The organism is Octadecabacter arcticus 238, assembly GCF_000155735.2.
Lineage (GTDB): Bacteria > Pseudomonadota > Alphaproteobacteria > Rhodobacterales > Rhodobacteraceae > Octadecabacter > Octadecabacter arcticus.
In genome coordinates, this window is the sequence record NC_020908.1 from 1893665 (window position 1) to 1906142 (window position 12478).

The 12478-nt window shown below is 49.6% G+C and carries 8 protein-coding genes; 7 read left to right on the top strand and 1 reads right to left on the bottom strand.

Annotation, left to right across the window (positions count from 1 at the left end; genetic code table 11):
* Positions 1-76: 76 nt before the first annotated feature.
* From OA238_RS31660 to OA238_RS09925, 7 genes are all read left to right on the top strand, one after another.
* Positions 77-322: a hypothetical protein gene (locus OA238_RS31660; RefSeq protein ID WP_144055875.1), complete on the top strand. Its 246-nt coding sequence runs from the start codon at positions 77-79 to the stop codon at positions 320-322.
* Positions 315-2462, top strand: a complete 2148-nt coding sequence (locus tag OA238_RS09900; protein ID WP_144055876.1) for a sigma-70 family RNA polymerase sigma factor — start codon at positions 315-317, stop codon at positions 2460-2462. Before OA238_RS31660 ends, OA238_RS09900 begins: the two co-directional genes overlap by 8 nt.
* Positions 2462-3970: an ATP-binding protein gene (locus OA238_RS09905; RefSeq protein WP_015495051.1), complete on the top strand. Its 1509-nt coding sequence runs from the start codon at positions 2462-2464 to the stop codon at positions 3968-3970. Before OA238_RS09900 ends, OA238_RS09905 begins: the two co-directional genes overlap by 1 nt.
* Before the next feature lie 19 nt (positions 3971-3989).
* A complete protein-coding gene (locus OA238_RS09910) occupies positions 3990-6836 on the top strand; it encodes a Z1 domain-containing protein (protein WP_044036623.1) in 2847 nt (948 codons plus the stop codon).
* A complete protein-coding gene (locus OA238_RS09915; RefSeq protein ID WP_015495053.1) occupies positions 6823-7830 on the top strand; it encodes a PD-(D/E)XK motif protein in 1008 nt (335 codons plus the stop codon). The genes OA238_RS09910 and OA238_RS09915 overlap by 14 nt, the downstream gene beginning before the upstream one ends.
* Positions 7830-9635, top strand: coding sequence for an AIPR family protein (locus OA238_RS09920; RefSeq protein WP_015495054.1), 1806 nt, complete (start codon positions 7830-7832; stop codon positions 9633-9635). Before OA238_RS09915 ends, OA238_RS09920 begins: the two co-directional genes overlap by 1 nt.
* Positions 9636-10462: 827 nt before the next feature.
* Positions 10463-11446: an AAA family ATPase gene (locus OA238_RS09925; protein ID WP_015495055.1), complete on the top strand. Its 984-nt coding sequence runs from the start codon at positions 10463-10465 to the stop codon at positions 11444-11446.
* On the opposite strand, the gene OA238_RS09930 is transcribed toward OA238_RS09925, so the two are convergent.
* Positions 11423-12445, bottom strand: a complete 1023-nt coding sequence (locus OA238_RS09930) for an IS30 family transposase (RefSeq protein ID WP_015494757.1) — start codon at positions 12443-12445, stop codon at positions 11423-11425. The two genes, OA238_RS09925 and OA238_RS09930, sit on opposite strands and share 24 nt — an antisense overlap.
* Between the last annotated feature and the right edge of the window lie 33 nt (positions 12446-12478).

Consider the following 12478-nt stretch of genomic DNA (forward strand, 5'->3'; position numbering starts at 1 on the left):
CCTTTAAGTGTGCTGCTAACATGATTAGCTATTTTACAAAGAGTGGTTATGGTGATTTTCAGGGAGTGGTGATATTTTGGGTTTCACAGAAAACAAGCATGCCTCAGGAGTGGACCGCTATCTTCCTTTCTGCCCGACACATGGCCAGATTTACGAAGAATACCAACGAACAGAACGCTATGTTTCCAGATTCGTAAGCGTATGGAATTTCTTTAGTGAGAAGTTACTTTTGCCGAAACTGAATCTGCAGTTAGATGGATGCAAAGAGCCGGAGGGTGAAAACATTTCGACGGCTTTGAATCTGGTTGCTCGACGTGGCTGAAATCAATCTAAACGCTGATATTGATGGCTGCCTGTCCGTTAAAGAGCTTGTGGACTTGATCCGAGGTGAGGAGGGTTTGCTAGATCAGATAATCTCGACATCTCGGCTGCATGCCATTGATGGCAAGGGGGACACCGCTTTGCACATCTGTGCCGCACAGGGCCGCCTGCTGTTTTGTGATCGTCTCATAAACGCTGGCTCTGATCCGAGTCTTGCAAACCATTATGGACAAAGAGCACATGATCGTGCGCGTGAGAACGGCCATGAAGCAGTAGCCGCACTTCTCGAGAGTCTTCTTCCAAATAGCTTATCGATTGAGGCCGAAACTGAGGCAATAAGAGCGCCACGTGAGGACGTACTGAAGCAAAAAAATAGCATTATCTTCAAAAAAGCCACTGCTGTCTCTATTGAAGTAGAAAGCAGCGTTGACGACGACTTTGACTGGGAGTTCGAGAGCGAGGAAGAGGCGACGGTCTTCCACGCAAGCCAGCTCATCGAAGATTATGATGATGAATCCTTTTTGTTTGGGGGTCGGGTCGATAGCCTCGGGGATGAAGATGGCGCCGAGTTCGATTTTGATCAGGATGCATTCAGACGGTTCAGTATTCAGGGGGAGGACATTGGAAAAGTTGCCGTCCCGACTGCGCAAAACGCTGAAGTGTCGACCTTTCGAAGCTTCCTTGAGGGGCAAAGATCGAGGGGTCCGAACCAGCAAGCTCTTACCTTTACTACAAGGCATTTTGCTGTAGCACTGACTGATGTTGAGAACTGGGTGAATGAGCTCCTGCAAACTGGTAGGTGTGACGCAGAAATGATTGACGAGTTGGTCTCGAACGTGCGTGGTAGTTTTTCCTATGACGTCCTGTTTGCCAATGTGTCTCGGGAGATGGCCGCTCTTGGATTATTGCAAGGCGACGAAGGACAAGCTTTATTCGACGAATTGTGGGTGGGTCGGGGTGCGATTGACAGTTCCGATATAATCGACCTCCTTACCGCTGTCCTGTCGGGTAATAATATGAAGCCAGGTGTCGAGGCCTTTACCCTTACAAGGGGGGCTGAAGAGCGGCTGTTTGATCGCATAGGCGAATGCAATCGCGAGATTTGTTCTGTTCTTATAAGCCACGAACTGTTGCTTTCAGTCGCGGTAACCCTTGGTGAGCAGATGTCACGTGGAGAGCTAAAGCAAGAAGTTATTTCAGAGTTGGATATTCATCCGATGCGTCAAACCGAAGATGGTGAAGTACTGTCCGAATCCCTCTCTTATCTGACCGCTTATCATGCCTTGCTTGAAGTAGGTGACGCTACATCCGGGGACCGCAACGGGGCTGAGGATGCCATTGCTTCAATGAAACTTTCCAGCTTTGCAGTGGAACTGATCTGTAAAGAGATTGAGGGTAGTGCCGTGCTCGAGGTTGCTAGAATGAAGCTTCAAGAGAGCGTTTCTCTGCGCCGATCACTTATAGAGGCTGCCAGTATTTCTCAGCTGACACAATTGAGGCGTCTTGCTACCCGGTTCCCTACAGAAGGGCTGGAGGAGGATGACCTTTTTCAGGAAGGGTATTTTGGCCTGACCAGATCGGTCGAAATGTTCCACGCTGGTCGCGGGAACAGGCTCACAACGTATTCTCAGTATAGAATACGGCAGACTATCGCACGGGCAGTCGACGACCACAGATCTGTTGTCCGAATACCTGTACATTTTGCATCCAAGGTTCGCCTAATAGAACGTTTTGGAGAACGTGTGTCAGGGAACATTTCTCGTAGTGATTATCATTGTGCCTTGGGCAAGGCCTTCCAGATTGAATTAGCAGAAATACAAAAAATCGAGAACATCCCACGCTTATCAATTGAGTTTGACGAGAATCTTTATTCTGATGCAGATATTGAATTGGAGCCGTTCCAAAGGGTCCTCGAACAACAGCGACAAGCTATAATCAAAGACTTCCTCGAGGACTTGCCTGAACGTCATGCAGATATAATTGTTCGCCGCTTTGGCCTTGATGGGAATGATGAAATGACTTTGGAACAATGTGGCCAAGTCTATGGCGTTACTCGAGAGCGGATAAGACAACTCGAGGCCAAGGCTATCGACTGGTTGCGCCATCCAGTACGGGCAAAATTTCTTCGTGAGCTTCTCTGATGGGGGCAAGTTTGACAAGAAATTCGCCGCCGCAGGCAGGCATGCTGATCGAGTCGTTACGCGGGCTTGGATACACTACAGCAACCGCTCTTGCTGACATAATCGACAACGCTATTCCTGCAGGGGCAACCCAGGTCAATGTTCTCTTTCATTGGGCTGAAGGTGACAGTTGGATCAGTGTCGCCGACAATGGGAAAGGTATGAGTGATGACGAACTTGAAAGAGCTATGCAGTTGGGCGCGCGTGATCCCAGAGACGAGAGACTTTCAGACGATTTGGGCCGATTTGGTATGGGCCTCAAAACGGCTAGCTTTTCGCAGGCGCGGACTTTAACTGTCGCATCCCGTCCTGCAAAAAGTGAATTTAACTGCCTTCGGTGGGATCTTGATGCTCTCGAAAATACTGCGAGTGGAGATTGGCCACTCCTAGAAGGCGCCGCGCACGGTTCTCTGGAGCGGCTTAAATTGCCCGACGGTTCACTTTCTGGAACGGTGGTTCTGTGGGAAAAGTTGGACAGAATAATCACTGACGGATTTTCTGGCGATGATATGATGGAACTTATGGAGCAAGTTGAAGCACATCTGGGGATGACGTTTCACAGAATTATTGGAAAGGCTGCAGGGCAATTCGAATTAACCATCAATGAAAAACGGATCGTTCCTTGGGACCCTTTTATGCTCGGACATCTTGGTAAACGGCTCGAAAGCACCGAGTATCGTTTGGTTGGGGCTCCGGACGTAAAGGTGCAATGCCATGTATTGCCACATAAAGACATGCTGGGCCATGATGAAGCCAAAGTGGCTGCTGGTCCAGAGGGATGGTCCTCACAGCAAGGCTTTTATATCTATCGAAACAAACGTCTGCTGACTATTGCAGGCTGGTTGCGACTGGGTGAGCGGGGAAGGCAATGGACCAAGGATGAACCTCATAGACTTGCAAGGATCAGGCTCGACATTCCTAACAACGTCGATGGTGACTGGAAAATCAACGTGATCAAATCCACCGCAAGTCCGCCCGTAAAGTTGAAACCCCAGTTACATCGGATCGCGAAGGAGACCCGTGAAACAGCTCGAAGTGTCTTTGCATACAGAGGTAGACTTGTTGAAGGTCAAAATGGGCGCGAAGGGGCTGTACCAGATATTTGGCAAGCAATCCGGAAAACCTCTGGTGCAACCTCGTATAGGCTTTCGCGAGAGCACGACCTGTATAGGTCAGTGATAGGTAGGGCCGGGCCTCTAAAAAAAGATATTGAAGCTCTGCTTCGGTTGGTAGAAGGGACTGTACCAGTACAGCGTATTTGGCTGGATACAGCAGAAGCAGATGAACCACCTGTGAGCAATATTGATGACGAACCGGACCCTATTCTCATAGACACGATGGAGGCGGTCTTTGACGCTTTGGTTCATTCGAGCGGATTGAGCGAAGATGAAGCTCGAGCGCGCTTAAGCAAGACACGACCGTTTGATAAAAGGCCTGAGCTGGTCTCTCAATTGAAAATAAAGAATTAATTGACGGAATTTTGACACAATGACAGACAAAAGAGAACTGACCGATATACTTAAAATCAGTGAACCGCTGATGCGTCGACGTGTTCAAAAGTCGGGTGAGCTTGTTACTTCAGATTTAATCGCGGAAATTCTTGACCGGGTTGAATTACTCGAACCAGAGCTTTTTGATGACGTAAATAAAGAAGCTGTAATCGATGAAATGATCCGTCGTTCAAGCCATGGCATCGGTAAAATAGCTACTTTGAAAAGTGGTGAAGATCACGAGGCATGGCTTACCGCTGACCGCAAACAGGACTGGCGGTACTGGCGCCGATATGCGGAGTATATGGATGAAAAGCTTCCTTGGAAGGCGATGGAGGGGTTGGATGAATCCACCGATGAAATTCTTGGAAACCTTGAAGATCCAAAACGCCAAGGACGCTGGGATAGACGTGGACTTGTAGTCGGGCACGTTCAATCGGGAAAAACCGGGAACTATACAGGGCTTATCTGCAAAGCTGCAGACGCTGGATACAAGATTATCATTGTTCTGGCTGGTCTGCACAATAACCTCCGCGCTCAAACACAGATTCGTCTGGATGAAGGATTTCTAGGCTATGCGACCCTTGTAAATGTGGACAGCCTGCCTGCTGTGGGAGTGGGCATCCTAGATCCAAGTCACGAGATTAAGCCAAATTGCGCTACAAACCGTTCTGACAAGGGTGACTTCGACAAAACAACTTCTAGAAAGCTTGCAGTGAAGCCGGAGGAGCGACCTTGGCTTTTCGTGATCAAGAAGAACAAGACTGTCCTCGAAAGGCTCCTGTACTGGGTCGAAAATCATGCGGCTGATATAGTGAATCCCGAAACTGGCCGCAAAGTGGTCGGTTCTTTGCCTCTAATGGTGATTGACGACGAGTCTGATCATGGTTCTGTTGACACGGGAGAAAACGCTTTTGACGAAAACGGTGTCTCGGACCCGGAACACTCACCGACCACCATAAATCGTTTGATACGGGAATTGCTGAATTCGTTTTCACGAAAGGCCTATATTGGTTACACTGCGACTCCTTTTGCAAATATTTTTATCCATGAGAAGGGTAAAACTGATCGAGAGGGCGAAGATCTATTTCCATCCGCCTTCATCACCAGTCTGGGTGCGCCTACCAACTATATCGGCCCCGGACGTGTATTTGGTTCAAGTTCCTCGGTTCCGGAAGATCTTCCTTTAACCCGAACGATTGATGAGCAAAGGTTTTCTGAGTGGATGCCCGCCATCCACAAGAATGGTTGGCAACCACGAATTGATGGAGAGCGAAAACTGCCGGAAAGCCTGATCGAAGCGGTACGGTCATTTGTTTTTGCTTGCGCTGTTCGAAAGGTGCGAGGCCAAGGGCAAAATCATAGTTCAATGTTGATTCATGTCTCCCGTTTTACATCGGTTCAGGCGGAAGTTGTCGAACAGGTGGATGAGCATGTACGTGGAATGAAGCGGCGTTACGATCGCAATATTGATTTAGATACTCTCGATGAAGTGATGCGTAGCGACTATTTAGGCAGATTTCGACCGGAGATGGAGCGAATTCGCGATGAATTCACGGATGTGCCGCAAGGGCGCGATGTCACTTGGGAAGAAGTACGTGACACTTTGCCATCTGTGCTGGCTGACATCCAAGTCAGAGAGATCAACGGCTCTGCCAAAGATGCACTCGACTACGCTGAGAACGAACAAACGGGCCTTAAGGTCATCGCCGTTGGTGGCAACAAATTGGCCAGAGGACTTACGCTTGAGGGTCTTTGCACAAGTTTTTTCCTGAGAACTACCAAGATGTACGACACCCTGATGCAAATGGGTCGGTGGTTCGGGTACCGTGATAACTATCTTGATGTGTGTCGTCTTTACACCTCAGACGAGTTGATAGAGTGGTTCGGTCATATTGCAGACGCTGCCGAAGAGTTGCGTCAGGAATTTGACAATATGGTCGCTGTAGGTGCGTCTCCGAAAGATTTTGGTCTGAAGGTTAAATCACATTCGATCCTCACGGTCACTTCGAGGACGAAAATGAGGAACGCACGTCCGATTGACCTTACCTATGCTGGTGACTTGCTTCAAACCATCACTTTCCCCTTGGATAAGCGGCACGAAAGCAATTTTGAAGCTGGAATTGCATTCGTGGGCTCCCTCGGGGCGTCTCGCCCACTCCAACAACAATATTTTGTACCCGACGGGCAAAACTGGAGCGGGCACCTCTGGAGAGATGTAAAGCCTTTGAAGGTAATTGAGTTTTTAAGAGCCTACCAAACTCACCCTACCTCTATGCGGGTTGTTGCTCCCTTGATTGCCGATTTTATAGCCGAGATGAACAAAGACGGTGAGTTGACTCGTTGGACAGTTGCGTTGGCCGGATCGTTAGAAGGCAAGCAATATGTGATCGGCAGCGTTGAAGCGGGGATGCTTGGCCGGTCGGGCGTTGGTGATCAAAATAATCGGCACGCTATCAAGTCGCTTATTTCGCCTCGTGATCAAGCAATTGACTTGAGGCAAAAGCAGTATGAAGCGGCCTTGGCACATAGCATCCAGACATGGAGCGGTGATGTGGATCGTAACGAGGGTACAAAGCCGCCCAAAGAACCTACCGGCCCCGCTATCCGCCATATTCTCGGTTACGGGAGCCCGGGTTCAGGGGTATTACCAGAGCGAGAAAGAGGACTGTTAACACTATACCTACTTGATCCGGATAAGTCGAAAAACCCGCTACTAGAGGGACGGCAACCTGTTCTCGCATGGTCGGTTGTTTTCCCAGGAAGCTCATCAAAGCGGCGCGTGAGCAACGGTGCATATATGGCGAATGCTGTTTTGTGGGGAGGCTTGAATGACTTGGACTGAAGAAGGCCTCGCGCGGATCTGGAGGGCACTCCTAGATACTGAGGGAAGCTCTTGGGCGATCTCGGGGCTTTATCGTGACGGGGAGGTCTCCTTCCATGCAGGACGTAGTTTTCCGAATGGGTTGGAAGCGATTGTTGTTGATTTTCCCGCGGGCACGATCCGGACTTCAGACAGACTCCCTTCGGGGGGGGGCTTTGATGTTGTTCGCTTGCCGTCAGAGAATTGGGTATCCGGAAGAGAGGCTTTGGCTCTTGTTCGGCATGTGGAAGGTGCTCATGAGCTGTTTTCCATGATGTCCGTGAATGTATTGAGGCAGCTTGAGCAACTCGATATGGCCAAACCTCGGCTTTTGCTTGATGCTTTTTTCGTACGGGTCCGAGAATGGCAGGATTTTATGGCCAACAAGCGGCGTAAGCCGCTTTCGGCGGAGAGACAGGTTGGCTTGCAAGGCGAACTGATGATGCTCGAAATGCTGGCAGATCAGGTCCATTCACCTTTGCTCGCATTGAACTTTTGGCAAGGTCCGTTGATGGCACCTCAGGATTTCTATGTTGAAGCAGGTGCAATCGAAGTGAAGAGCACTGCGCGTGCAAACGGGTTCTTGGTGACGATAAGCAGTATCGAACAGCTCGATGCCGAGCGATGGCCGATGTATCTTTGTGGCTTTAGGTTCGTCGAAGATGAAAGCGGTGAAAGTCTTCAGCAAGCCATCGTCAAGTTGACGCAAAAGATGCAAAATTCCGGTTTAGGTAAGCAGTTTGAAGCATTGCTGCTAATGTCTGGGTACCTATCCGAGCATGCTGACAGGTATGATCGCCAACTATCTTGCACCGATAGTAAGTACTTCCTTGTCTCGGAAGAGTTTCCTTGTTTGAGGCGCTCAGGTTTGCACGCGCCAATCCGGCGGGTTTCTTACGATATTGATATGGAAGCGATTGGTGCAGAAGCCTTGTCGTCAATTGACATGCTTCAGAGCTTACTGGGGAAAAACTGATGAATTTACCCGAATTTCACTCCGAATTCCGTAATCATGCGCTCGGAATTCTGGCCGAACGCGCGAGCAACCCTGATGAGAGCTTTCCTGTAGAGGAGTTGGTGTTCGCCGAACTTGCAATGGACAACGCAAGCACTGCGGGGATTTCTGAAGCACCTGAGATTTGCCACTGGTCTGGAATGGTCGGGTCCAGCAAGCTTCGTATTTCGGGGTTCAGCATTTCGGCAGATGATACGCGGATCGATTTGTTTTTGACCCATTATCTTGGTACTGATCATATCAGTCAGCTTCGGGATTCTGATTTGTCATCAGTCGCAAAGTCTGCGGTGAACTTTGCACTGAACGCGGCGAACGGTAAGCTTGCGTCAAAACTTGATCCGACCAGTCCTATTCTCGATCTTGTCGAAACCCTTCAGCGTAAATGGCATGATCTCGATCAGTTGCGGATTGTCGTCCTAACGGATGGACAGACGAAATCAAAACACTTCACCCCTCGGCAAGTCGAGGGACGGTTAGTTCAAGTCGAAGCCATAGATATTGAACGCCTGTTCCGTCACACGACTGGCAAGCCGAGAGATGAAATCAATATCAGCTTTGAGCAAGCAATTGGCAGATCACTTCCCTGCGTTCATGTGGCCGACCCGAACGCAAATTACGACTATGCGCTTACAGCCATTCCGGGCGAAGTCGTGCGTGCTTTATACGAGAGATACAACACGACACTTCTTGAAGCAAATGTCCGGTCGTTTCTCGGGACAAGAAGAGCTGTGAACAGGGGGATTGTGAAGACTCTCGAACAAGAACCCGGTAACTTCCTTGCTTATAATAATGGATTGGTAATGATTTGCGATGAGGCGTTACTGAGCAAGTCTTCTGACGGGCAGGTAGGTTTGTCGCTCTTGAAGGGGCTGCAAATAGTGAACGGAGGACAGACCACGTCTTCCATTTATTTTGCCAGCCGTGACGTGAAAGATATTGATTTGACAACTGTGATGGTTCCAGCAAAAATTGTGATCCTTCGCGGCTCCGATGAAGATGACCGGGAAACACTGATTTCGCGCATCTCGCAGTACGCCAACAGCCAGAATGCGGTGAAAACATCTGATCTTTCAGCCAATCGCACGATACACGTTCAACTCGAAAAGCTAGCGAATGATACTTGGTGCCCCGATGGAACTGGACGCTGGTTTTACGAGCGGGCAGCGGGTTCCTACGCGGTCACCATGCTTCGGGAAGGGCGAACGCCAGCGCAAAAAAGACGTTTGCGAGAGATGATACCTACCGCAAGAAAGCTGACGAAAAACGACATCGCGAAATATCATGAAACATGGAGAGGGCTACCGGCCCAAGTTGCACTGGGAGGGGAAAAGAACTTTGGGCAGTTTATGGCCGCCATCGACGAAAGCCCTGATACAGTTCCCGAGGTTCTGGATGTTGGTTGGTACAAAGAGCTTATCGCGAAGGTTATTTTATTCAAAGCGATTGAAAAGCAGATAAAAACAAAAGACGCGAAGCTCATTTTCAAGCAAGGGTACGTGAATGTCGCGAGCTACACCATTGCAATATTTGCAGTCCGGTTTGGGGAAAGGGTCGATTTGATGCAGGTCTGGCAGCGGCAGGATACGTCTGGTCCGTTGAGCAGATTGTTGTGGGAATGGGCAAAAATTGTGAACTCTGTTTTCAATCGTCTGGGTGATGGAGCGCAGTTTTCCGAGTTGGCCAAGAGAGAGAAGACATGGGAGGCTGTAAAGGCTGAACCTTTCCCGGAGCCGCAAGAGTTGATCTCTGAGATCTCTCAGAATTAGATATATGCCTTTTTGGTTTGGTGGGCGCTGCTCAGCGTATTCCGGAGCATCCAGAACAGGGAGGGCTTGTGTACGTCGTCAGGTTTTTTGGGTCCAAAGTCGGCTTAAGCTGGGAGAGTGTCTGGCTCATCTGGTTGGTTTCATTATGCGGCGCGCTGGCAGTGATGCAAGCGGCGTGCTTCGAGCGTCTTTCGTTTGATCCTTTCCCTTTGTTTTAGAATGGCTTTGTCACGTCCGAAGTAGACGTCTGATGGTGAAACCTAGAGTTTTCGTCAGGTGCGGAGCGCCGGTCAGTTTCGAAAGGGTTAGTGCCTTTGAAGAACCTGCCGACAGCGTGATGCCCGCCTCTGAAATCATAACGCTTCGATACCGATGTCCGAACAGGCGAAGCAACGCGCCAACGAAGGAACCTCTAGAAACTTTGCTAATCTTCTGTGACTTCATATACCATTGATCCAGTACTGCTCAACATGCTGATCTTCATTCATAAAACGCTACTTGAAAGGCCTCCGCAATCTGAACGTTCCCCGCACAGAGCTGTTGATCGAAAAGGGAACTTGATTTGCGAAAGTACAGCTATTGGTTTGTGAATCCGCCAAGCATCAATCAACGTTGCGGGCGGGAATAGTAAGTGGGATTTGGATTCATAAGATATTTTGCAGTTTTGGGTGTTTTCGTTCTTGCGGTAGGAGCTTCAACGGCAACGCAACAGTCAACATCAAAGGCGTGCAGGCTCACATTGAAATTGTATTTCTTACTTCTAAACAACCTTTACGCGAAGTGATTATACATTAAACTAAAAGGTAACTGTTTGATTAGGAAGATTTATGAGCACTCCAAAACAAGTTAGGTCAAAGTTGCATCTGAAAGCTAGCTATATCGGGCCAATTATGAGCCTGGACTCAGATCTGTCCGAAGAGCGCCAAAACCTGATCTTCGCTACTAACGGGACGGGAAAATCGTTCCTTTCGCGAACCTTCCGACTTTTGGACCAATTCCGTGATGATCAACAGAGTATCCAAGCATCTGATATCGTTTCAGAGGAGGGTACTGTCGGAACGTTTAGAATATTGGAAGGCGCAGCCAACCTTGCTGAGGTGAACCTTGATACAAGCGGGGGCTCAAGTCTAAACATCTCGCCGGATCATTTATTTCACGTCTTTTCAGCTGATTATGTTGAGAGCGAACTGAAGCGGAAAAGTTATCATGAGTTAGATGGCACAACGACCCATGAGATTATACTTGGCAAACCCAATGCTGAATTGATTGAAAAACAGGACGAACTGGAAAAGAAACAAGCAGATTATCGATTGCAGTTAGCCGACCTTCGTAAACAGTTTGAAACAGATAAAGAAGTTGTAAAGAAAAGTTTTGCGATTACCGCCAGTCTAGGTGAATTTAGGAGCTTGGACTTGTTAAAAGTGATTGCGTCTGAAGCAGAAGAATCAGATGATATTGCCACCCTGAAGGCCCAGTATGAAAAAATTAAGTCCCTTCCTGAAGGGGCTAAAGTTGACGTGCAAGCCGAGGCAAGCAACTGTTTTCTTAATCCGTCAAAAATGGTTGCTGGGCTACAACAAACCGTGACGCCAGCCAGAATTGATGAAAAAGTTAAACAGAAAATATTAGCTGACCCTGATTTCTTTAAGGTGGGCATCGAGAAGCTATCTGATGACCCTGCTCTCTGCCATTTCTGTACCCAAGAGCTACAAACAACAGCGCTCGCTGCAATAGCTGTCTATAGAGAGTATTTTGGGGACGAAGAAGCTTCACTTCAGGGCTTGGATTCAAACATCAAGTGCAACGGTTGATTTGAAGGCCGCGATTTCGTCGGCCATGGCTTCAGCGGGTGTTCTCCAACCGAGAGTTTTTCTCGGGCGGTTGTTCATCAGGTTTGCAACGTCGTTCAGCCATGTTTGGCTTGCACCGTTCAGGTCAGTTCCTTTGGGCATGTACTGACGCAGCAGTCCGTTGGTGTTCTCGTTGCTGCCACGCTGCCAAGGCGCATGCGGATCGCAGAACCAGATATCGATCTTCAACCGTCTGGCGAGTTCGGGGTGGCAGGCCATTTCGGAGCCGCGGTCGTAGGTCATGCTCTTGCGCAAAGCAGCGGGTAGTCGTCTCATCTGGCGGGTGAAGCTGTCGAGCGCGGCCTCGGCCCCATTGCCGTCCATTTTGCAAAGAATGACAAAGCGTGTCTTGCGCTCGACCAAGGTCCCCACTGACGAGCGATTGAATGCGCCCTTGATGAGGTCGCCCTCCCAATGGCCTGGTACCAGTCGCGCTTCGATCTCTTCAGGGCGATTGATAATGCGCAATGATTCCGGGACCATAGCACTGCCCGCCGCTGTCCTGCGCTTGAGCCCACGCTTAGGCTTCGCTTGACGCAACGCCTCGATCATCGCCGCCTTCAGCCCACCACGTGGCTGCGCGTAAATCGCGGCATAGATGGTCTCATGGCTCACATGGGCGGATGGATCATCAGGCTTCATGAGACGCAGTCTCTGCGCAATCTGCTCAGGCGACCAGTGCAGATGTACGAGCTTGCCATGAACAAAACGATAAAGATCGCTCCCCTCCACAAGCTTGCGCTCGCGGCGGCAGCGCGCACGCCGGGCATCATAGGCCTGCCGCGCCGCTTGCGGGCAATAGCTGCCGTCTTCCTGCCGACCTCGCGCCAGCTCACGGCAGATCGTGCTCGCCGGGCGATGCAAAAGCTGGCCGATCAACCGCTGACTGCTGCCCCTATTATGCTCGGCTAATATCACGCCACGGTCCTCGCTGCTGAGGTGCTTGCTTCGTATGTCCATCACAACATCCTATGCCCAAAGGGCTCTGAGTGT